General features: G+C 41.3%; 21 protein-coding genes. 17 read left to right on the top strand and 4 right to left on the bottom strand.

Annotated features, from left to right (window positions below; all coding sequences use genetic code 11):
* The first annotated feature begins 166 nt into the window (after positions 1-166).
* Positions 167-1981 carry a DUF4365 domain-containing protein gene (locus tag EA772_RS14345; protein ID WP_124913813.1) on the top strand — a complete coding sequence of 605 codons (1815 nt, stop codon included), beginning with the start codon at positions 167-169 and terminating at the stop codon, positions 1979-1981.
* A gap of 907 nt (positions 1982-2888) precedes the next feature.
* Complete coding sequence (locus tag EA772_RS14350) at positions 2889-4025, top strand: hypothetical protein (RefSeq protein ID WP_124913814.1); 1137 nt, start codon at positions 2889-2891, stop codon at positions 4023-4025.
* Positions 4026-4259: 234 nt separating this feature from the next.
* Here the strand turns inward: EA772_RS14350 and EA772_RS14355 are convergent, their stop codons facing one another.
* Together EA772_RS14355 and EA772_RS14360 are read right to left on the bottom strand one after the other, a co-directional pair.
* Positions 4260-4886 carry a nucleotidyl transferase AbiEii/AbiGii toxin family protein gene (locus EA772_RS14355; protein WP_124913815.1) on the bottom strand — a complete coding sequence of 209 codons (627 nt, stop codon included), beginning with the start codon at positions 4884-4886 and terminating at the stop codon, positions 4260-4262.
* Between the two features lie 215 nt (positions 4887-5101).
* A complete protein-coding gene (locus tag EA772_RS14360) occupies positions 5102-6337 on the bottom strand; it encodes an ATP/GTP-binding protein (protein ID WP_168187562.1) in 1236 nt (411 codons plus the stop codon).
* A gap of 497 nt (positions 6338-6834) precedes the next feature.
* Between EA772_RS14360 and EA772_RS22105 the strand changes: the two genes are divergently transcribed.
* From EA772_RS22105 to EA772_RS14390, 7 genes are all read left to right on the top strand, one after another.
* On the top strand, positions 6835-7008 hold the full coding sequence (locus EA772_RS22105) for a hypothetical protein (protein ID WP_168187563.1): 174 nt from the start codon (positions 6835-6837) through the stop codon (positions 7006-7008).
* 2 nt (positions 7009-7010) lie between these two features.
* Positions 7011-7280 carry a hypothetical protein gene (locus EA772_RS14365; RefSeq protein WP_124913817.1) on the top strand — a complete coding sequence of 90 codons (270 nt, stop codon included), beginning with the start codon at positions 7011-7013 and terminating at the stop codon, positions 7278-7280.
* A gap of 2 nt (positions 7281-7282) precedes the next feature.
* Positions 7283-8425 (top strand): SAVED domain-containing protein, encoded by a 1143-nt coding sequence (locus EA772_RS14370; protein ID WP_124913818.1) that lies wholly within the window; start codon positions 7283-7285, stop codon positions 8423-8425.
* Between the two features lie 2 nt (positions 8426-8427).
* On the top strand, positions 8428-10107 hold the full coding sequence (locus tag EA772_RS14375) for a nucleotidyltransferase (RefSeq protein ID WP_124913819.1): 1680 nt from the start codon (positions 8428-8430) through the stop codon (positions 10105-10107).
* A gap of 457 nt (positions 10108-10564) precedes the next feature.
* Entirely contained in the window at positions 10565-11104 is a 540-nt protein-coding gene (locus EA772_RS14380) for a P-loop NTPase fold protein (protein WP_124913820.1), read from the top strand.
* A 35-nt stretch (positions 11105-11139) separates the two neighbouring features.
* On the top strand, positions 11140-11799 hold the full coding sequence (locus EA772_RS14385) for a P-loop NTPase fold protein (RefSeq protein ID WP_124913821.1): 660 nt from the start codon (positions 11140-11142) through the stop codon (positions 11797-11799).
* Between the two features lie 21 nt (positions 11800-11820).
* Positions 11821-12588, top strand: coding sequence for a hypothetical protein (locus EA772_RS14390; protein ID WP_124913822.1), 768 nt, complete (start codon positions 11821-11823; stop codon positions 12586-12588).
* Positions 12589-13569: 981 nt separating this feature from the next.
* On the opposite strand, the gene EA772_RS14395 is transcribed toward EA772_RS14390, so the two are convergent.
* Positions 13570-14622 carry a DUF5694 domain-containing protein gene (locus EA772_RS14395; RefSeq protein WP_124913823.1) on the bottom strand — a complete coding sequence of 351 codons (1053 nt, stop codon included), beginning with the start codon at positions 14620-14622 and terminating at the stop codon, positions 13570-13572.
* Between the two features lie 314 nt (positions 14623-14936).
* The gene (locus EA772_RS14400) at positions 14937-15137 is read right to left on the bottom strand and encodes a hypothetical protein (RefSeq protein ID WP_010603127.1); all 201 of its coding nucleotides are present in this window, start codon (positions 15135-15137) and stop codon (positions 14937-14939) included.
* A 603-nt stretch (positions 15138-15740) separates the two neighbouring features.
* Between EA772_RS14400 and EA772_RS14405 the strand changes: the two genes are divergently transcribed.
* From EA772_RS14405 to EA772_RS14440, 8 genes are all read left to right on the top strand, one after another.
* Positions 15741-17273 carry a DEAD/DEAH box helicase gene (locus EA772_RS14405; RefSeq protein ID WP_246833937.1) on the top strand — a complete coding sequence of 511 codons (1533 nt, stop codon included), beginning with the start codon at positions 15741-15743 and terminating at the stop codon, positions 17271-17273.
* 25 nt (positions 17274-17298) lie between these two features.
* Positions 17299-17760 carry an XRE family transcriptional regulator gene (locus EA772_RS14410; protein WP_124913825.1) on the top strand — a complete coding sequence of 154 codons (462 nt, stop codon included), beginning with the start codon at positions 17299-17301 and terminating at the stop codon, positions 17758-17760.
* 592 nt (positions 17761-18352) lie between these two features.
* The gene (locus tag EA772_RS14415; protein ID WP_116170110.1) at positions 18353-19219 is read left to right on the top strand and encodes an STAS domain-containing protein; all 867 of its coding nucleotides are present in this window, start codon (positions 18353-18355) and stop codon (positions 19217-19219) included.
* Between the two features lie 5 nt (positions 19220-19224).
* On the top strand, positions 19225-19632 hold the full coding sequence (locus EA772_RS14420) for an STAS domain-containing protein (RefSeq protein WP_116170111.1): 408 nt from the start codon (positions 19225-19227) through the stop codon (positions 19630-19632).
* On the top strand, positions 19607-20026 hold the full coding sequence (locus EA772_RS14425; protein ID WP_246833938.1) for an anti-sigma regulatory factor: 420 nt from the start codon (positions 19607-19609) through the stop codon (positions 20024-20026). Before EA772_RS14420 ends, EA772_RS14425 begins: the two co-directional genes overlap by 26 nt.
* Positions 20019-21026 (top strand): serine/threonine protein kinase, encoded by a 1008-nt coding sequence (locus EA772_RS14430; RefSeq protein ID WP_124913826.1) that lies wholly within the window; start codon positions 20019-20021, stop codon positions 21024-21026. Before EA772_RS14425 ends, EA772_RS14430 begins: the two co-directional genes overlap by 8 nt.
* A gap of 1 nt (position 21027) precedes the next feature.
* The gene (locus EA772_RS14435; RefSeq protein ID WP_124913827.1) at positions 21028-22221 is read left to right on the top strand and encodes a sensor histidine kinase; all 1194 of its coding nucleotides are present in this window, start codon (positions 21028-21030) and stop codon (positions 22219-22221) included.
* Positions 22222-22416: 195 nt separating this feature from the next.
* Positions 22417-23103, top strand: a complete 687-nt coding sequence (locus tag EA772_RS14440) for a DUF421 domain-containing protein (RefSeq protein WP_010603272.1) — start codon at positions 22417-22419, stop codon at positions 23101-23103.
* Positions 23104-23228 lie beyond the last annotated feature (125 nt).

Genomic DNA, 23228 nt, shown 5'->3' on the forward strand with positions numbered 1-23228 from the left:
TCCATAAGCTTAAAGTGTCCATTAAAATTCTAGTTAATGAAATCACTATTGCAAGATTTTTTGCGTTATTGATTCTGAACCAAATTAAGGATATTTTTGAAGTATACAAAAATTGAACTGCAAAACGTCCTGGCTTTTTTTAGTTTAAATTCATCACATTTAATATATGCAAGCCCTAGATAACATGGACCACAACAATAGACTCAACTTACCACTGCCTTCGGCAAACCCAAACGAAGACCTAGAAACTATTTCAGTGCGGAAGTTTGAGTTTTTGTTCGATACAATGCTTTTCCAGCTCAGACCAGAAAACATCCGAGATAAGGGGGTTGATTTTTTTATCGAGCTCAAAAATCAAAATGTTTATACCAATATTAGATTTGCTGTGCAATTGAAATCCACAAAGTCTATGGAGAAACATAGCGACGGATCGATAAGATATCCTATAGATGTGAGCAATATCAACTACCTGAATAGACTTAATATTCCGGCCTATTATGTAATTTATGATCACAGGGAAGATGTATTTTATTATCAGAAAGCGTCCTCTGCTTTTCAAGCAATGGTAGACAAATATTCGGGGGGAAAATTCCCTAAAACCTATATTGTCAGTTTTCCTACCGAGCTTACCCCGGAAAAAATTAGTGCTATCTATGAGGAAGTGCTACAAAGTGGCGAATTATATAGGCAGGTAACCAGCCATCTTGAACGAGCAGAACAGGCTTCCAAACCTTCTGCCATACTGATCGATGCAGAGCAAAAGGTCTATAGTATAGAAGAAAATATCACATATATCGAACGTTTTGGTTTTGCACTGCTAAATAACAGAGATGCCCAGCATATTGTTGAAATGGAACAGCGCAGCTGTCCAAGGGGCGAGGTCTCAGCGCGGTTTAATCTAATTTGCGGCATGGCTTATTATTCCAGAGGAAAAGTTCCCCGGGCACTCGAATTTCTCCGGCTTGCAGAAAACGGCACCGAAGGGTTTGACGGCCAGGTGAAAGCAATGCTGTCCCATACGATTTTACGTGCGAAATATGATCTTGGTATTTTAATTAAAGAAGATTTTGAAAGGGAGACAGGTGAAGTATTGAAAGGTGAAGATATAGGTTCCTTTTTGGAAATGGAAAGGGCTTGGAAAGAACTGGGCAGCAGAGCAGACTACGTGCCTGAAAAATTTCCGGCTTTCTGCAGGGAAATATTTAGGCTCATCGCATCTGAAAATTCCAATCCAAGAGCAAGGGCGATGGGGTATTCTAGAATCCTGCGTGCGGAAAAGCTGATTTTGATGAACGAACTAGGTAAAAACCTGTTTTCGGTAGTAGGAACCGGCAATAGCAATGCATGGCAGCAGGTGATGAATGAATTCGTCCCATTAGAAAGAGGCTTTCACTCTCGACTCGAGGCGCTGAGTAAATACATCGAAAAACTGGAAGATGTTAGGGATCACGCCAATCTGACCAGAATAGTCATCGAATGGTCGTATGATAAATGCTTTCTCATTAATTTTTATGGTAACTGGGATTTTTCAAAGTGCTCCTATTCGGGCGAAATTTCTCCAGAACTGACAAAGAGGTTTGAACATCATTTGAGTTATCTAGAAAAAACTACCAAAATGTTCACGGAATGCGACGATCAAGAAAGTGCCGGGCATAATATGTTGCTACAATATAATATTCTGCATTTTTTGGGTGATGAGCGTAGAACGGATACTGCCGATCAGCTTACAGAATTGCTCAAGCGCAATGATTTTGCCAATCTCAAGTTTATTTTTTCGATGATGCAGAAAGGTGGCACGGACCACGAAAGGTATGAGAAAGATGCAACACTTAGGCTACGCAGTTTGCTCGAAATATCGAAGAAAGAAGGTATCGCCCGCTATTTGTTTACAAAAGATGGTCTTCAGCTTTTCCCTGGAGGGTCTAATGTCAACTGGTCAATTAAAGAGTTTGTACCATTTGATTTTCCAAATGAACCTTAGTACATATTTTTGAGAAGTTAGCCACCTATAACCGCATTTATGCTGAACGCTTGTTCAAAATTTTATTTTTTTGGAAGAAAGCATACATACAAAGATTACGAATGTTATTTAAAAAATGACCAGGCCAAACTGAATATATTTGAGGCAGTATTTAAATACCATCAAGACTGGAAGGTAAAAAACGGGTGCAATTTGGAAATTTTATTAATCAACATTGATTTTCTTTTTCGATTAAGATTTTCTGAGCTGGTCAAAATGAGTTTTGTTTGATTTTGATGTTACGAAATTGGAGATTAAAGTTTCATGTGGAGTGGTATATCCTGAAAGGTCTTGTCAAAAAGTGACCAATGATTCCGGGATAAAAAGGACTAGTTGGTTTTTTAGGAGAGAGGGATTTTGTCTATACCTATCCAGGCTTTTTCACGTAAGGTATGGCAGTAAATGATATCGTATATTGGACGATTTGGTACTGATCGAGATCAGTTGTAAAAAGTTTATGTTTTTAAGGGATCGTTTTGAAGAAGTTCTGCTGCTGGTTGAAAAGATCAGGGATTATTATAACGTGTTGAGGCTTACGCAAGCTTCGGGCCTTTTGACGCTAAAGCATGGGAGTGCTTCAAAAAATTTAGTACCCATAACAAAGGGCTATTTAGGGTGACCGAGAAGGGATATTGCCAGTTGTCTAGGGATCAAGAATGATAGTTTGAGTAGGTTTGGGGTAGTGGATACAGTTAAATTAAGAGGGTATACAGAGCATGACCCCGCATTGGATTATTACTTCAGATGGTTCTAAAATATATAAAACGGGATACAGGGACCTATTACAAGATTTTTATACTTTCGTATAAACAAATATTTCCGATAGCATAGCTGTCAATTAGAAAGAAAACAAAAGATTTTATTGATCATGAACGAAGAAATTAACGCTCCCGCCTCCCAAAACAGATTTAAAACAACCAACCAGTTACTAGCGACGCTTACGGTATGCTGTTCAATTGCTGCCATTGTAAACCTCTATCTTGATAAAGGATTTATTTTGGATGTTCCCTTGAGGATTCTCGGGATTTTTTCCTATTTCGCCTACGCTTATTTGGTGAGTCGGGTTTGCAGACATCTTTCTTTCTTTTCTGACCGTAAAATACCTTTCTGGCTACCTGTTTTGATACTCACCAACCCAGTCGTTGAAAATTTTACGTATTTCCTTTCAATCAGATACATTTCCCCTGAAGTTTTCATTCCCATTATCAGTATGGTTTCGATGATGGCCGAACTATATGTGGTATATGTTGTTATACAGGTTTTTAACAGCGTAAATTTCGACAATAACACTACGAGACGACAATCGGGTGCACCGCCTATACGTGATATGGTACCCGCTGCAGCGAATACAGGGGCTGTTCCGGCAGAGCAAAACTTGCTGGGTACTGGAAACAGTATACTGGATAAGGTGATAAGAGTGATTATAGAAAGGGTTAATGCGTCGAAAAGTACGATTAATATTACCTTTTATACCATCTTGATTATTGTTGTTTTCGGTGTATCGTTTTCAGTAGGTACAGTAGCGCTTAACGAACTGAGTAGGATACGCGAGCTGGAATCCACAAGAATCGATATGTTAAAGATCAGTAATAAATTAACTACTATAGCAGGAAATGACACCACAAAATTAGCGGATTTGAAAAGAGAGATTCAGGATCTTGTCTCCCAGAAATATGGTAACCAAAACTCATATGAGAAAACCCTAACTAATATTGAAAAACAGACGAGTGTAAGTTGGCCGGATATTGCCATGCGGGTTACTATTGCCGCGCTGACTTTGTTTTTGGTGCAGATATTTTTCAATATATATAAATACAATCAACAACAGGTCGCTGCCCTGTTGACAAAAGCGGAAACACTTGAGCTTTACAAGGCGGATGGAGCCAATCAGGCGGAACTGAGAAAATGCCTGCTCGATAAACTAGAGAACAATCCGGGCTTTGATAAAAACCCAACCAGCCCGTCTGAACAGATTATTAACCTGTTTGGGAAAGCCAAGGATTGATTTGATCTGAAATGTGAAGGGACATCTGTGTGGGATAACTTTGATTTAAGCTTGGGTACAAAAATAACGGATGCATTATATTTTAAATGATGCGGGGATGGTCTAGGGCTTAGGCAGATGAAGGTACATCCCGTTTTTTTAAGGGTAGAATGATATCTTTTTTCTGTTGTTTGCTAATTGTAATAATTATAATCAATTCAATTGTTTACAGTTTTTAAAAATTCATTTCTTAGTTTACTTATCCTCAATACCCTGTAGAAGGTTGGTAAGGGCATCATAGGTTGTAATGTATGAAAGCCCGCTATGTGCCATTATTCTGGCTAGCAAGCTATTCTCTTCATCAGAAAGCTCCTCCCGGAGAATATCGCACGTGCGTTGAAGGGCTATCTTGTTTTCCTGGATCAATTCCTTGATATCGCGCCCGAGAATACGTGCGCTTGCATTGATTAGTTTAAAATCTTCAGCAGCTACAATGTCATCATGTTGTTCGTACAGCTCATCCTCCTTTACGTCAACATAATGGTTGATGATAAAACCAATATCCATCCCATCTTTATTGCTTTCGTGTTTCCGGTCTTTCCAAGCGAATATTTTCATCATTGCGATACCGGGAAGGGATGCGACTTTAAAGCTCAGGGAATTATCTTTGGTTGCAACCGTTATACACTGTTCATTTATTTCCATAAAGCCTGCAACATTTATAGAGCCCAGCGCCGGTGGTGGCCAGGTGTATTCTCCGTCAGGATCCTGGATTTTTTCGAACGGAACAATATCGACTTCGATTCCTCCCTGGTAGATGATCCGATGTACGGGGTCTGTATTTGTTCTCTTGAAATCCCGGGAGGAAAATAGTGTATTCATAACCTCATCAAGACCGGACGCGGATGGGGAAAGGAGGTATGCCGATCTGCATAAGGAGACGCCAGGCTGGCCTGCTTATATCCGGGACCTCTTCGAAAGACTTAACAGTGAATAGGTGAAGTTGGAAAGATGAGGGGATTTGAAGACTGAGTTACACCAGAACACGATATAAAGTGCGCTATTAGGGAAAACGATTACTCAAATGTCGAGTATACCTAAGGATTTTCCGCGTCATTGTCAAAATCCAAAAAAAATTGCATGTTTATTTTTGGAACTCCTCCGAGTTGATTATTGAGATATTCCTTATCTATTAGCGCATCGGCCCGTACATGTGGTTTCCCCTCGTATATACTCTCAATTGAAGATTCTCCGTATTCGTTTTTGTTGATCAGGATTTGCTGGTCCCTTCTCAGTTTTTTGAACAGATGTGTATCATGGCTGGAGAAAATGGCCTGTCCATTATTGAAATTATATTTGGGTGAATTTACGATTTCGATAATCAGTTGTACCAGGTGCGTATGCAGGCGGGAGTCGAGCTCATCAATCCAGATTATGGAACCATCCCTTAGCGCCTTTACCAGAGGACCTAGTATGGATATGAATTTCTGGGCTCCTGCCGACTCATTCGCCCTTATGTCGAAGTAGATAATTCTAGAAGAGGCATAGTTCTTTGTATACTGATGGTGTTTTGTTCTGATTATAAATTGATCAGGCTGGTCTTCATAAAGGGCGTGAAGTAGTAGCGCATTCTGCTTTTGCTTTTCGATACGTTTTTCTAATTCCTGCTCAATCGTTAAAAAACCGAGATCTGAGGCTTTGATAATTTCATATATCAAGGGTTTGTATTCCGGGTCGTTAAACAGCTCAGCAGTCAGGTTTAGGTTTTCCTCGATATGCTGGTCGGTATACACCCTGATTTTATCGAACCATGTAGCAATCTTCACAGCTGTTTCGACATTGAACTTTAAAAGTACCGATAGAAAGAGAATTTTTGGCTTAGCTACTTTTTGCAGGAACTTTATTTCTCCTTTTGTCTGTACCTCTAGATGCTTGCCTATCATAAAATCTTCATCATGCCTTAAAAAAAGCATTTCCTCTTTTCTTTTTGAGATGCTAAACAGGCTCTCTTTAAAAATTTTCTCCTTGTCAAAAATCAGGCTGTACCGGAAGTAAGTGTGGTCTATAATAAACGAGGCTTCAAATTCTGTTGGCTGGTCAACCGTTTCCTCATTTAAGATGAAGGAATGTGCCGGCAGTCCGCTTTCAAAAAAGGTTTCGTCGAAACTGTATTTAATGAGTTGCTTGAGGATATAAAAGCCTTTGAAGAAGTTGGATTTTCCCGCGGAATTTGCTCCAAAAACCACTGCATTTCGGACTAACTTCAGGTCTTGTGTTCCTAATTTGGTATTAATCAGGCTCTTGGAGTGCTCACGGATTGACCCCGCTTCCATGTCTAAATAGGCAGAATTCTTGAAAGATAAGAAGTTTTTGACGGTAAACTTTATTAACATTCCTATATGCTGGCTTTTTCCGTAACTAATATACCTAATTGTAGCGTATTTGGAGCGATATTTTCTTAAAAAAATGTGTTAATAAGTTTTTAATATAAAAAATGAAGATTTCTGTAGAAATCCCGTAGTTTTAAGTGTTTCTTATTTTGTAATTCCTGTATTAGTTCTCATGCAGGAATTTGTAAAAGTGTTTAAATAGGAAGTCCACTTTGGACTGCAATCCAAAATGGACTCAAAGTGTATCAAGCAATCAGGCCGCGCAAACGGTGATATACTTGAGGGTATCCTTCATCTTTTAAGACATTCAAAACTATAAAAAGTTTTATCATTTCAATTCAGAAATTGAAATATCTGCCTTAAAGTTACATCCCTTCCTCTATCTGATGCCGGCTATGGGACGCTACCGTTGAAGCGGCCCTAACTTAAATTTATTAAATATGGCAACAAATCCGCCAAAAGAGGGGCACAGGAATGGTGCTGTCCGCCAAAGAAGTCAAACCTATAATCCGGTAACCGACAATTGGGTTAAAAAGGATTCCAGTAATGGGAGATTCATGGATGTTAAACAAGATGGGACGCCTTTTAAAGGTGTCAGAAAGGAGAAAAAGTAATTATGGCAGTTTATTTAGTTACCTATGATTTGAATGAGCAGGATAAGAATTATCCGGGGGTAATCGCTAAACTTAAGACGTCAACCAATTGGTGCAAACCTTTGCTTTCTACATGGCTTATTTCGACAAACGAAACTGCAAATGCTTTATCAGCCCGTGTAAAAAATAAAATGGATACCAATGATTATTTGCTTGTTATTGAAGTCCGAGCCAATTATCAGGGATGGCTCCATAATAGTCATTGGGACTGGATCAGAACTCATTTAGGATAGTTATGGAAGTCAAACGTCTTAGAAAACAGATACCGCCGGGAACTGCAAGGAAACTCTGGGTACAGTCCGGTGGTCGTTGCCAGTACCGCGGCTGCAATAGCCCATTATGGCAGGATGAGCTCATGTCGAAAGACATGAATAAGGCCTATATTTCCCACATCATAGCCGCGAGTCCTAAAGGGCCTCGCGGACATGAGGAAAAATCAATCGTCCTTGAACTTGCCTACGATAACCTGATGCTGCTGTGCGATGAATGCCACAACCGTATTGATGAGGCTGATCAGGAATATCACACCGTGGAAATGCTCACTGCAATGAAACAGGAACATGAAACCAGGATTAACATCGTTACGGGAATTATGGAGGCCGAGAGGAGCCTGGTTGTCAGTTATTTGGCCAGAATAGGAGGCTTTTATCCTTCTCTGAAAAAAAACGTAGCATTTCAGACCATTATTCCCGGCCGTTTTCCCTACAGGGGTTATTTCATTGAAGGGGGCACCAGGAACAGTCCGATTGTAGATCATGAGCATATTTATTGGGAAACTGAAACAATAGCATTGGAGCGCTGGTTCAGCAATGATGTGCTACCTCATTTAGATGGAGGTAGCTGCAACCACCTGTCTGTTTTTGCTTTAGCTCCGCAGCCATTGCTAATAAAACTTGGAGCGCTGTTGTCAGAGTTAAGGCCTGTAGATATCTATCAGTATTTCAGAAGTCCCGGGGACTCCTGGCAGTGGCAGCAAGATTCGAGTGATTTAAGTATCCAGTTCGTAAGTCCCGAAAATCTTGATGGCCACCCGGTATTGAAAATTGAGCTGAGTGCACCTGTTCATGATAGCCGGGTCACCAGTGTTTTTGATGGTACAGATCTTTCAATTTATACTTTGCGCATTGCAGAACCAAGGCGGGATTTTATCAAATCCAAATACCACCTCGAAGAGCTAAAGCGCGCTTTCAGATCGGCTTATGATCAGATCAATTCAAACCACCCGGCAGAAAAGACTATACATGTCTTTCCGGTTATGCCGAATGCTGCTGCCGTGGAGTTTGGGAGAGTGAGGATGCCTAAGGCCGATAAAGGTCTGCTGATTTACGATCAGAGCAACAAACAAAATTCATTTATTAAAACACTAACCATCTCCTGATTATGATAAAGTTGTCTTTTGAAGAGAAAAAATATTTTGGCAATATATTAGAACAGCTTGCCAGATCAATCGACCTCACCGACGCGCAGTACGAAGAGGCGATAAGTAAGTATGATGCCGTTGGAGGCTTCCTGTCAGGATCGTACTGCAGCCTGGCAGGTTATAATCCTAAAATTGTCCCGCAGGGCTCCATGCGTATCGGTACGGTAACCCGTCCCGTGCAGGACGAGTGTGAATTTGATATGGATGCGAATTGCCGCCTGGATATTGCTACGCCGGTATCGCAATATAGATTGAAGCAGTTGATCGGTGACTGCTTTAAGTCCAGTAAGACCTACGAGCGCATGTTATTGGAAAAGCGCCGTTGCTGGCGCCTGAAGTATGCTGCTGTTTCCAGGTTCCATTTCGATATAGTACCGGCCATTGCGGATGATTTTAACTGGCTGCTCATGCTTGGTGTTCCTTTGAAATATGCCCAGCACGCGGTTCTGATAACAGATACCGAACATCCCAGTTACCACTATTCTTCTTCTGATCTTCCCAGAAGCAATCCTGAGGGATACGCGTTATGGTTTTTGGATGTGATGAAAATACAGGCCGATGCCATCAGGCTCCGCCTGGCTGCAGAACTTAAAATGAGCGTACAGGAAGTGCCGGATTTTAAGGTACGGACGCCGCTTCAACAGGCTGTGCAGTTAATGAAGAGACATCGGGATCTGATGTATGGAGATAATGATCTTAAGCCTATTTCAATTATCATCACTACGCTGGCTGCGATGTCCTATCAGCAGGTGATGACGGAGCACCACGGGGGACTATTTTACGATATTTTAATTGATATCGTGGAACGTATGGCAAGTTATATCAAAATCGTCAATGGTAGGGCCTGGATAGCGAATCCCGTAAATCCAAATGAAAACTTTGCTGATAAGTGGCATGGAGATGCTCGATTAGCGCATGAGTTTAATAGATGGCATCGCGCCATGCTTTCAGTCCTGACTACCGAAAAGGTAAAAAGCGATCAGGAGGACCTTCAGGAAGAGATTAAGCTATCTTTTGGAACGAGGTCAGTCAATGAGGTATTTAGTGCTGAGAAAAACAGGTTGTCTGTTTTAAGGGCTGCAGCAGGGCTGGTGTCCAGTAGTGCAGCTTTTACAACCTCTTCCGGAAGTATAACACCGGTGACGGGCGCGGTAAAAAATGCTGCCCATAGTTTTCATTTTGGAACCGGGATCCATATTCCCAGGAGCGGCTCTTATAAATATGCTTACCTGACCCATCAGAAAAAACTGATCGAAAGCCATTTTGATTTCTTGAAATGTTCAGTCGAAAATAGGGTATTGAAGTGTACCGGTTATGTTAAGCCAGATGGCTGTAACCAGGCATACAAGGTCCTCATAGAGCATGTAGTGGGAAAAGAACCTAAAACGACTATCCTGGAACCCAGTATAGCGCCTTCTGCAAAAATCCACATGTATGCTGACCGCAGCCTTTGTCTTTCCTATCCCAAAGATACCAAATGGACGGAAAAAACAAAGATTTATGAAAATACGATACCGTGGCTGATTGAATGGATTTTATTTTATGAGCTTTATCTGGTTAATGGGAATATCTGGGAAGGACCTGAATCGCCTGAACACCTTACTCCGGCATCGATGAATTATAACGAAGATAATCACTAATGATGCTTTCTAAGCTGATTTTTTGTATCTATCTGTGACGGGAATGTTGTGGAACCAGGTAGTAATGTATCCCCTAATACAAATAAGAAAGGCCCTGCTAATGAGCCTTAAATATTCTGTTTAGCGTTTCTTGATCTATTGCCGAAGACCGGTCTCTTCAATAGAAGCCTGTGATTGTGCTGGCTTTTGTGCCCGTGTATTCATCACCTGAATGGAGATTTCGCTGGGGTGATCAACTCATTTCGGAATTTAAGGTCAGTCTGTTTCGGTCTAAACTCACAAGTTTAACAAATTGATAATTAATATGCTACAAATGAATTAAGTGCTTTCTTGGACAGGTTAATCCTCTACAGAAATACCTGGTCAATGAAGGCGAAATCTCCAGTCAATGGTTTGCATTTGTCAACTAATATTTCATAATTGAAAAAAGTGTTATAGTCTTTATAAACTACAGACATTGAGAGTAAAAATTTGTCTAAAACGTACTGACCTGGTTTATTTTTACCCCAAAAAGTTTGGGTCAAATTTAAACACAAACATTTTCTTTTTTTTAATTAGCAGCGAGACCACCATCACTCATCGGGATTTGGCTTCGCAACAATTCACGCTCAACATGGAACACATCATCAGTTCAGATACTTACCCCAGCCAGGACATCCTCGGCAGAAACACCTTCGCCAAACAGATTGTCAACAGTTTAACCCTCTTCTTTGGCCACCACAAAGAAAGTCTGGTCGTGGGCATCAGCGGCAAATGGGGATCCGGAAAATCCACACTGCTGGATTATGTCACCCAGCATTTGAAACATTACCATCAAAGCCAACAGGACAATTATAAAATACTCAGCTTTAACAGCTGGGGGCATACCGCAGGCGATGACCTGGAGCGAAGTTTCCTAGAAAAAGTCGTTGGAACCCTATCTGAAATCAACTGGAAAGACAAGGCTGTAAAAGTCACAGCAAATTCAAAAAATACCTGGAATACCTGGACTATGTAAAATTTGCTGGCCATTTTCACCCCGCACTCAAAAGCATGCTCGACGGGGTAGAAGAGTACCGTAAAAGAGTGGATGTGGTATCCCTTGAGGAAGTCCGGTCGGAAGCCAATACCCTGCTGGAAAATAATGGCATCAGGCTTTACATCCTTATTGATGACCTTGACCGGCTGACCCCGACTGAGATTACCACCCTGTTCCAGATACTCAAAGTTAACCTAAACCTGTCCAATACCATCTTCCTTATGGCCTATGACAAGCAGGTCATCATCCAAGCCCTAGAAAAAGAATACGGCGTGAACGGCGAGCAGTACCTAGAAAAAATCATTCAGGTGGACTTCCATATCCCGCAAATCTCAGAAGCGCAGATGGAGCAACTTTTTTTTGACAGAATGCGAACACTGCTCAGCAGAATCAGCTGCCCATTCAATGCCACAGCTTTCCGTTCGGTCTGGAAAATCCATGGTCTCAAGGAATTCTTCAAATCCGTCCGGGATCTGAACCGGTATTTCAATAACCTGATCTTTAGCCTGCCTAATATCGCATGGGAGGTCAACCAATTTGATTTCCTGGTGCTCGAAGCCATTAAAACCTTCGATGCCGAAACCTATCACCGGATGTACAGCAACATCATCGAAATCAACCGCAAAGGCATCTGGGAAAGCATCTCTTTGGATAAAGCTTTTATTTCCCAGTAAAAAAATGAAACCACCAGGGCATTGCTCGATTGTCTGTTCACCAGGCAACATAGTGATGATGGTAACGACAATATCAAACGCCTTCATGACCAAGAATACTTCGAGCGCTTTTTTGCCGTTACAGTACCGCCAAAAGTCAATATTTATGATCAGCTCGAACATTTCTTTTTAAAAGACACCAATAAGGCTGTTTTGCTGGCCAGTGCAATGAGCAACGGAAAAATGCCCGAGCTGCTGGGACGCCTGAGCGATGAAAACCTTTCCTCATCCTACGCACTTGACAGCCTGAATATATTTACAGCTTACATTGATTTTTTTAGCTCGAGGGAAGAACCAGCCAACATGGAAGAAAGCTTATTGCGTATTAAGGCATATTTTAATCTGGTGAGATTATTCAAAGACCAACACCGGGCTACCATTGCAGCTCTGGACAGGCTAAAACTCGAAAGGGACAAAACCGACAGGACCGCTTTTTTATTTCTTCATCTGCTGGTCAGGAAATTTGCCTCACTCAACTTGCCACAGGAAGTGGAGCGCTATATCCACCTGCACGCAGGCCGCCTCAATGAAAACTTACTGGTTTACCCAGAAGGACACAACATCGCACAATTTTATACCATTTCCGACGGTTCGCCAAATTGGATCGATAATTTGTTTCTGATCGGGCTGATGGAAGACGACAGGGCGACATATCTGAACGAAATGACTGGCCGGATGTCTCCTAAACTCATTTGGTTATTGTATTCAATAATCTTTTTGTGTTCAGAAACGGAAAACCCGACGGCGTGATCAAATCTCATCTGGACTTATTCTTCCCGCACGAAGTTTTGAAAGAGGTATTTCGCATGATCCGTGACATCAAACCAGGACAGCTTCTGGAAGCACAGCACAAAGATTTAGGTTACTTTGAATTTTGTATACAACAAGAACGTTTTGCTAAAATTAATACAGAGTAGTAGATTAAAACCGTTTTATCTGGTAGCATCGCGGCAATCGTAAGTTATTTCTCTTTGGCTATAGCCATGGTTTGTTTGCGCAAACAGATTGACACCCGAACTTAATAGGACTGATAGAATGATTTTTCTCATTTTCAGCATATCGTTAAGCAAAAATTCTATCAAACTTTAGGTAATATGCGGATTTCAACGTGATAGACCGAGAGATTCCATACAGGATGAATCATTATCGGAAAAATTAATGTAACCACTACTATCTAGTTTGTCGGTTGTTGAAGATGTTAATTTTCATTAAACGACAATGGCTTTTAAATTTCTAAAATACAGGTTCGTATCTAACAAAATTTACATGCCAATTTTCATCGAATCATTTAAAAAAAATGTACACGGAAAAATGGTACAAATATGTATGAGATTTTATGATTTTTAAGTTGTTGATTTTAAGACATTTAAATATTTATAAAAGCCCTAAACATTCATATTTTTGCTTTTTTTTACCGCTATTTTCAAGCGCAATAATTCAATGTGTCTGATTATCAATTAGTTGAGGTGGTTTTTGATGTTTCGTATTTGGTCATAAAATTTGTCAAATTACTGATTAACAATATGTTGCGATTACTGTATTGGAAAGTAATGGCGCATAGTAAGGCTAACTTGTAAGTAAAAAATTGCCTCATTATCATCAAGTACCAATGTAAGACTTATAAACTATTTGCAAGTCCTTAGCAAGCATTTTAAACACTTGAATCTGCGTTGCTATCTTCTTCATTTCATAAAGCTATTTTTAAGCCTGATCTCCAGGTATTCAATGCCATCAGTTTAACTGGTTGATATTTTGTACTTTCACGCCTGGCATGTGTTCAAAGATGTCTTGCATATATTTCCGGTGATTGGCGCCCGCGATGACCACCACTTTTCTGGCGCCTGCCGCTTTGGCCCGATGGATGACATTGTTGCACATGCCCTGGTTTCTTATGATCCACCAGTGTATTTTCGAAAGCATTTCTACTTTAGGGAAATTTTTCATGTCGTACATTTCCGGTAAATAGAAATCGCCTGATGCCGATATTATTGAAGCTTCGGGCGTATTGAGCCACTCGGTTACTTTTGATGAAGATTTCTCGACTTCATCATAACGTTTGAAACCATCGTTAATGGATTTGAAATGGCTATTCAATTTGCTCTGAAATACTTTGGCGGTGTCTTTCCTGAAGGCGGCAAACTTTTCATCAACTGCCGCCCATGAAGCATTCCAATTTAAGTCATAGTCCTGACAATCCATGGCATAAAGTGTGGTCATTACCAATTTACGCATCATCGGAAAGGCAATCAGCGCATATTCAGAAGTGATCAGCCTTTTCATGCTCCTTCCGGTGGTATCCAGTTTCGGACTAAGTAATTTGTCTACATAGGTACTTAAACCTGCATCCGCATGTTGCTGCAAATGATTAAACACCTGCCAATACTGATAATGGCCGTTGGCCACATCCTCATCGAGGTAATAGGCATGTGCCAGGTCAGTTCTTGATTTGAAGTCGCCCGGTTTTTGTTTGATGATGGTATTTAAACTATCAATTGTTTTGGGCAACTGTAAAGCGGGAATATTTCTGTTTTGCCGGAGTATTTTCAAACGGTGGAGATTATCCTTTTTACACCAGTAATCCATTACATTTTGTTCATCCGCTTTGCTTAAAAACTCACCAAAAAATGCCGTAGGCTTGAATTGTTCAATTTTTCTGTAAATGTCAGCAAAATCCTGTTTTGGATAGGAACTGTAGTTGTGGGAAACGCCGATCAACAATATTTCCAGTTTCTGGGCACGAAGCTCTACAGACCAAAAGACCAATAACATCAATAAGTATTTCATATCAAACAAGAGGCCAGGGATTTGTTCATGTACCTGAGGTATGGCCTAAATTAAGGCTTTTGCAGGCCATTGTCAAGTCTATATAATCATCGTTTGAAAATCACGTGTTCATGAATTTAGAAATCAGGATGATTACATTACATTTTGATAGGCAGTGCTGAAGAAATTGTTGAAGGCTGAAAACTCAGGTCAATGATGATGGGTGGAGGTAGGATGCAGGATATCCTGTTGAAACAGGTTTAGATTCCGCTTCCAGTATTGTGATTTTGAGTTAATTTCCAGCCTGATGGATTTGATCAGGCTGGAAATATGACTTATTTTTTCTCTGTTCCAGCATCTGCCGGTGCATTGGTGGTTTTATCATGCGTGGTATCTGCACTCAATGAATCCTTTTGGGTGGTGCTGTCTGTATACTGGTTCATTTCATCAGCGTTTTCCTGATCTGCCTGTTTACCGTTACAGGCAGAAAATGCTAAGCCGATGGCCATCATGAATATTAATAATTTCGTTTTCATATCGATTGGTGTTGGTATACTATTAAAAGCGTAATAAAGTATTAAAGTTTTAACTAATCGATTAAATGCTGTATTTAGGGAAAGCTAGACGGTTCTTCGATGAGCTATCATCGATTGTTTTGTTTGTTCTTTTTGATCCTATTTCTTCATCGAGGGAAGCCAATTTGTTGTTAAAACATGAGATTGCCGCGGTCGTGAAGTACTCCCTTGCCATGACGATGCTGTATCGGGATAAGCCATGTCATTCGTAAAGGAGAAGATTGCCGCGGTCGTGAAGTACGCCCTTGCCATGACGATGCTGTATCGGGAAAAGCCACGTCACTCGTACAGATGAGATTGCCGCGGTCATGAAGTACGCCCTCGCAATGACGATGCTGTATCGGGAAAAGCCATGTCATTGGTAAGAGATAAGATTGCCGCGGTCGTCAACCACTTCCTCGCCATTATGATCGTCCTGAAAATGTCGTTCATATAAATTTTCGGAAATGAGTTTATCCCCAGCTTGACATCTTGCGATTACTTAATTGCTGTATTGACTTATAAAAAAAATCATTCCCCGCCGCAAAACTTTCTTAAAGCCGGCAGGGTTAACAATACATGGATATGAATGTAGCAGCCCCGATGTTGCCGGCGAGCAAAAAGAAATTATACGATTATCAACAGCAGGATTTAGAGACTATATTCAGCAAGCTTTCGGCACATCCGGAGCAGCGGGCCAGGCTGCTTTATCAATTGCCTACAGGTGGGGGAAAAACCGTCATTTTTTCAGAGATTGCCAAGCGTTTTATTGGCACCTTTGGTAAAAAAGTGATTGTGCTAACTCACCGCATAGAGCTCTGCCGGCAAACCACTGCTGCTTTGAAAGGGAGTGGGGTTGCAAATAGGGTAGTGGACAGCAAAGTTAAAAAAGTAGCTGCTAAAGACCGTTTCGAATGTTATGTGGCCATGGTCGAAACGCTGAAGCGCCGGATTGAAGACGGACTGATCAATACTTCGGAAGTGGGTCTTGTTATTGTAGATGAAGCGCACCACAATTCCTTTCATAAGTTGTTGGGCAAGTTTGAAAATGCAGCCATTATTGGCGTTACCGCTACGCCATTCTCTTCCGATGTTAACCTGCCGATGAATCGTTTCTATGATGAGCTGATTCTGGGCGAGGGGATCTCATCGCTGATTAACCGAGGTTTTCTGGCCAAGCCAAAAATTAAAAGTTATGATGTAGAACTTAACTCACTGCTTACCGGATTAACCGGCGACTTTACCGTGAGTTCATCCGATGCGCTTTATGGATCAGAAATTATGTTGGATCTGCTGCTGCATTCGTATCAGGAACATTCTTTGGGTAAAAAAACGCTCATTTTTAATAACGGGATCTTCGCTTCTAAAAGGGTGGAAGAAACTTTTTCCAAAGCAGGCTTCGCCATCAGGCACCTGGATAATAAAACACCTTTGGCTGAGCGGGCAGAAATACTTCAGTGGTTTAAAAAGACCAAAGGCGCCATCTTAACTTCGGTATCAATTTTAACTACCGGATTTGATGAACCTTCCATTCAATCGGTCATTTTATACCGTGCCACCACTTCTTTAACACTTTATCATCAAATGGTCGGCCGCGGTGCCAGGCGTTTAACTGGTAAAAAAACTTTTACCATTACCGATCTGGGAAATAATATTGAAAGGTTTGGGGAATGGAACAGTGAAATCGACTGGATGCATGTATTTCTGCACCCTGAAATTTACCATGAAAACCTGCACCATAGCGTGGAGCAAACCCATGCCATTCCTATGGAAATGAGAAATGCTTTTCCAAACAGTATGGAGGTGGCTTTCGATGTGGCTTCGGCCTATCGTGATGCGGTTGATAGCGGCAAAAAAGCTAAAATTGTTATGCGTGATTCGATCCGGCAACATGCCCTCATGTGTGTGGAAAATTGCGATGGCGATTTAGCCAAGGCCATGGAGTTATGCCAAAGCCTGGATAAGGAAATTGATTACCGGATTAAACAGTATGGAAAATGTTTAACGAAAGTAACCCGTGATTATTTAAAGTGGCTGGGTGTAGATTACCGGGAAAGGTTGAAAAAACTTACGCAGAAGCTATTATCCAAAAATGTATTCTTACAAAATGCCAGTTAAAATTTAACCGGATTCAACCTGAAAAATGAGTCATATCGAAAATATATCCTTGTTGAGCGGTTTAGTATCTCCTGAAAGAATTATGAAGCTGGAAGCGGCTGCGGCCAGGCATCGGCAGCAGTCGAATATTTCGTTTGTTATTCGATCAGTGGAGGGTCAGGTGATTGAAGTGTCTGCTGTTCAGGGGGAGAAGGCTTCAGGAACCTATGCCAGTGAGGCAATACTGGTAAAAAGGACTCAAGATTTGTTTAGCAAACTTCCTTCTGAAATCCAGATTCACGTTGCAGCTGAAACCTATCTTCCTTCTCCGGCAAGTTTGGTCGATGTATCCTGGATTGAAAAGAAGATGAATGAAAAGGGTGTACGGATTAAAAAGATTGCTTTTGATACGGGAATCGACCGGGAAAGCATTGCCGATTGGGTGACAGGTAAAAGGCGCATGAGCCAGATCGTGAAAGCCATGTTCTATTTTTATCTTTCCAAATAAATAATCTCGTTTACGCTGTGTTTACATTTTCGATGAAGAAAAATGAAATCACGGTTATGAATTCGATTTGCTGAAAATTTCCCGATAGAATTCCTTTCATCGCGAAGATTTTTGGTGATTTAAGTCCGTATTGTAGAAAGGTAGTTTTCATTTTTATGGGAATTTGTTGCGATAACTACGCCATTTTCTATCACCAAGGGGTAGGGAAAACATCCCGGAGCGTAGCTTTAGCGGTTCAGTTGATGAGGGCTTAAGGAAGCGACCAGGTGCTTAGCAAAAGGATGGTCTCGTCGTCTGATTCCTTAGGGAATCAGCTAACCTGCTGATCAATAAGCATGATTTTCCTGGAAGCAAGCTTTATTCCAAAGGCTGGTTGTTGCTCCTCATCAATGTAATTTACTTCACACACTTATCAATATTCGCCAACCTTGAATAAAGCATTTAGCTACCTAAGCTTCTGCGGCCGACCTGTTCTTTCCGCTATTTTATTCATGCTAAAAATAAGGCTTCAGAATACGAAAGAAATTCTTACCTTTCCAACCTTAAAATCCAGTCTGGAATGTCAAGTTTAAAACCTTAACTCGCCTAAAAAATGTCATTTAATACGCTTAAATTGTTACAAACACAAAAAAAGAACATCCTTGAAAGCTGGATGAAAAACCAACTGTCGGATGATGGTTTAAGAGAAGATCTTATCAGTAATGAAGAGCTTCGCGGCCAGTCGGAAGAGTTGATTTCGGCTTTAGTTGCAAACCTTGCAGAAGATGATCTTATTGATTTTAACACAGACCGATGGGATCCTGTGATCGAGATATTAGGTGGTATTGCCATTACACGTGCTCGTCAGGGTTTTTCGCCACGGGAGACAGGCCGGTTTGTACATAGTTTAAAAGAGGCTTTACTGGAAGTATTGCAACAGGAAATTCAGGATCCGAAACAGCTTTTTGAAGAAAGTTTGAAGATCAATAAGGTGATGGATAACCTGAGCATTGTTACTTTTGAAACCTTTATTAAGGGCAGGGAAGAAGTGATTCTGAGACAGACTGATGAGATTGCCGAAATTTCTACCCCTGTTATCCGTGTTTGGGATGGTATCCTGGCGTTGCCGATTATTGGTACCCTTGATAGCTCGAGAACCCAGATTGTAATGGAAAACCTGCTACAAGAAATCGTAGAAACCGGATCGAGCATTGCCATCCTTGATATTTCAGGTGTACCGGCAGTAGATTCATTGGTTGCCCAGCATTTGATTAAAACCGTTAGTGCCACGCGGTTAATGGGTGCAGAGTGTATTATTAGCGGTATCCGACCTGAAATTGCCCAAACGGTAGTTCACCTGGGTATAGATCTTTCTAATATTATCACTAAAGCATCATTGGCCAGTGCCTTATCATATGCGTTCAGGGTACTTCGCCTTGAGGTGCGTAAAAGCAGTGCAATTTCTAAAACTAATCTTTAATAAATATGGATAAAATTCCTATTCTAAGGATGGGAAGCTTTTTACTGGTAACCATTCAGGTGGATCTTTATGACAGGCTTGCCCTGGATTTAGAGGCTGACCTGGTACAGATGGTGAATAAAACCAGTTCAAAAGGCGTACTGATTGATATTTCTGCGGTATCGATTGTTGATTCATTCATGGGCAGAATTATTGGAAACATCGCCAGCATGTCGAAAATTCTGGATGCTGAAACTGTTGTGGTAGGCATGCAGCCTGCTGTGGCGATTACTTTGATAGAGCTTGGGCTTCCGTTGAAAGGTGTGCACACTGCACTTGATGTTGAGAAGGGAATGAATTTGCTTAAGTCGATGATAGGAGATGATCACGGGGACCAGGAAGAAACCGATGATGATGATACTGTCGTTGAGTAAAGATACCATACAGGTGCAAAAGGAGCAGGATGTGGTTCTGCTGCGCAACCGGATTCGCGAAGTGGCTGTAAAAATTAAGATGGGTTTGGTTAACCAAACCAAACTGATTACTGCCGCCAGCGAATTATTACGGAATATGCTCCGTTACGGTGGTGGAGGTAAATGTCTGATCGAAGTGGTTACACGCGGTCGCGATAATGGCGTGCGCCTTACCTTTTCTGACCAGGGGCCTGGTATTCCTGATATTGCTGCAGCCATGAAGGATGGTTTTTCCACCGGGAAGAGTCTGGGGCTTGGATTGCCCGGGGCAAAAAGACTCAGCAATGAATTTGATTTGAAAAGTAAGCCCGGAGAGGGAACGGTAGTGATGATATTAAAATGGGCCAATGGTTGATGCAACACATGTAAGTCTTCAGGCAAACGACCGAAGTTACTTTTCGCTGCTTAAGAAGGATATACACCAACGCCTGGTTGATGCAGGTATGGAAACTGCAAGAATAGCAGAAGTAGATATTATTGTGGCGGAGATGACCAGCAACCTGTTCAAATACGCTGACAACGGAGAAATTCTATTCGGCAGTTTTCAGGAAAATGGTGTTCCCTATATTGAACTGATCAGCATTGATGCCGGCCCGGGCATGCAGAACACCAGCAGGATGATTCAGGATGGTGTATCGACAAGTAATACCATGGGGGCAGGTTTGGGAAGCATCAAACGGCTTTCTGATACCTTCGATATTTATTCAGCCGTAGGCTGGGGGACGGTGGTGTTGAGCCGGGTTTATATTGGTCAAAAACCTACTTCAAAATCAGGATTGATTATTCGGCCACTGGTGGTGAGCAAACCCGGAGAAAAGGTGAGTGGTGATGGTTTTATCTGCAAAACGAAGGGCAATAGCTTTAAGCTAATGCTTGGCGACGGACTGGGGCATGGCCCGGAAGCAAATCATGCCGTAAATGAAGCGGCTAATGTTTTTAGAGTTTATCCGGATCATAGTCCAATAGAAACCTTGAGGTTTATTCATCGTTCGATACGTAAAACCCGGGGTATGGTAGCCAATGTTACTCATTTCGATGCCGCTCAGGGCAAATGGTCTTCTGCCGGAATCGGCAATATCGCCGCTAAGTGGATCGGACCAATGTCGTCAAAAAACCATATGTCGTACAATGGAATTGTGGGCCATAACATCCCTACGACCATGAATGATCAAAGTTATAGTTCATTGGATTACAACCAACTGGTGCTTTGTTCGGATGGGATCAAAACCAGGTGGGAAATCAGCAAATATCCGGGAATATTGAAACATGATCTTTCCATCCTTGCTGCATGTATTTATAAGGACCATGCAAGAAGAACGGATGATATGTCAGTTATAGTTATAAAAGTTCGGTAGCATGAAAGAGATTTTAGATATTTCACTCGAGAATGAAATGGATCTGGTGCTCGCCCATCGCAGGTCGATGCAGGTAGGAGAACAACTGGGGCTAACGGTAGCCACCCGTACTACTTTTGCCACAGCCGTTTCTGAAATCTCTAGAACAGCAATAGAATATACAGATAATGGCAGGTTACATATTGTCATTACTGGAAAATTCCCCCGTTATTCTTTATTTGCCAGGGTTGTTTTTGATTCTGACCAACTTTTCCGTTCAACGGATGAGGGTTTCTTCTATGCCAAAAAACTGCTTCCTGATTTTACTTTCCATGCTTCGGGAAATGCCTACCTGATTGAAATGGGTCTAGGGTTGCCACGTTCGCTAAAACTTGATGAGCCAAAACTTACTGCGCTAAAAGTTTATTTTGAACAAGCCAGTCCATTGAATGCCTACGAAGAAATTAAGAAGAAAAATAGTCATCTGCATCGGTTAACCGGTGAGCAGGAAGAGGAAATTAGAATCCAGCGGGAGCTCGATGAAAAGAAAACTGAGTTCATTTCTGTGGCCAGCCATGAACTGAAAACACCGATTACCGTGGTGAAAGCCTACACCCAAATGCTGAAACTCTTAAAAGATCAATATTCAGAGAAAGTTGCAGGGGTAGTAGATAAGCTTGATATGCAAACTTCCAAACTTACGCTGTTGGCGCAGCAGCTGATGGATGTGTCGAAAATGGAAAACGGGAGTTTGCAGTATGATTTGGTTGAGGTTAACCTCAACCAGTTTGTTGAAGAAGCAGTCATGATTTTATCGGCCGTACATGAGGGTAATCAAATCAACATCAGTTTGGGTGAACCATGTGTGGTCAAGGCGGATCCTTTGCGTTTAGAGCAGGTTTTAACCAATCTCTTGGGTAATGCAGCTAAATATTCGGCCAAAAACTCAACCATTGATGTTGCCACTTGCTTAGCAGAAGATTGTAAAAGCGTAGTAATTAAGGTAAATGATCAGGGTCTGGGCATGTCTGCAGAAGGTATAGCGAAAATATTTGATAAGTTTTACCGCCTTGATGAGGTTACTTCTTCTCATCCTGGTTTAGGGATGGGCTTGTATATCTCTTCCAAGATTATTTCTGATCATGGTGGTAAAATCTGGGTAGAAAGTATTCCCAATCAAGGCTCCACATTCTTTTTTTCTATCCCGGTTGCTTAGCCAGATGAAATTCCTTAAATACTAATTTGTATTGCCGTGAATACGGCAGAAGGCTTTCGCATGAAGATTCCTAAAGGATGATTTCCAACCTGTCGGGGCATCAATCAGACAGATTATTAAATCAATTTTTTAACCATAAAAAAAATATTTTGGAACAATTAGGGCTTATTAAAGGTTCTTTCTGAAATATATATTATGGCAGCAATCAACTGGCAGGATGTTTTTCTGCTTGATCTCAATTGGTCACTTACACTCGAAATTACCGTCAGAACTTTTATCATGTTTGTTTTGGTGATGGTTTTTTTGCGCTCTACAGGCAAAAAAGGGGTGCGGCAGCTGAGTATTTTTGAAGTTGCGATTATTATTGCCCTGGGTTCAGCTGCGGGCGATCCGATGTTAAACAGTGAGTCGGCCATTCTCCCTTCCTTATTGGTTTTCGTCGTGATCCTGATTACCTATCGGCTGATCACTTATCTGGCAGCAAAAAATCAAAAGGTAGAAAATATTCTGGAAGGTGTGCCGATGTATATCATTGAAAACGGCAAATTTACCCTATCAGAAGAAGGTGACGGAAACTTTGCTAAAGATGAGTTTTTTGCAGAGATCAGGGCACAAAATATTGAACATCTTGGGCAGGTAAAGGCCGCTGTATTAGAAACCAATGGGCAGGTTAGCTTTTTATTTTGCGAAGATCAGGATGTTGGCTATGGCTTGCCTGTATTCCCAAAGGAATATGCTAAAAAGTCTAAAAATATTGTAGCGCCTAAGGTGTATGCCTGTACGCATTGCGGCAATACCGCTGAACTTTCGGCACCAGCCCATTGTAAACGCTGCAGTAAAGATGAATGGGTTGCCGCCTGCAACAGTAAACGGGTAAGTTAATGGATGCTTCAAGGAAAACATCTTACCGTTAAGCGCATATTGTTTATTCGAAATTATCCCTGTTGAAACATCAATAATTTGCACAACCGATGTTTCAAAGGAAACAGCTGCTTTCGGCAAATCAC

Source organism: Pedobacter sp. G11 (assembly GCF_003860265.1).
Lineage (GTDB): Bacteria > Bacteroidota > Bacteroidia > Sphingobacteriales > Sphingobacteriaceae > Pedobacter > Pedobacter agri.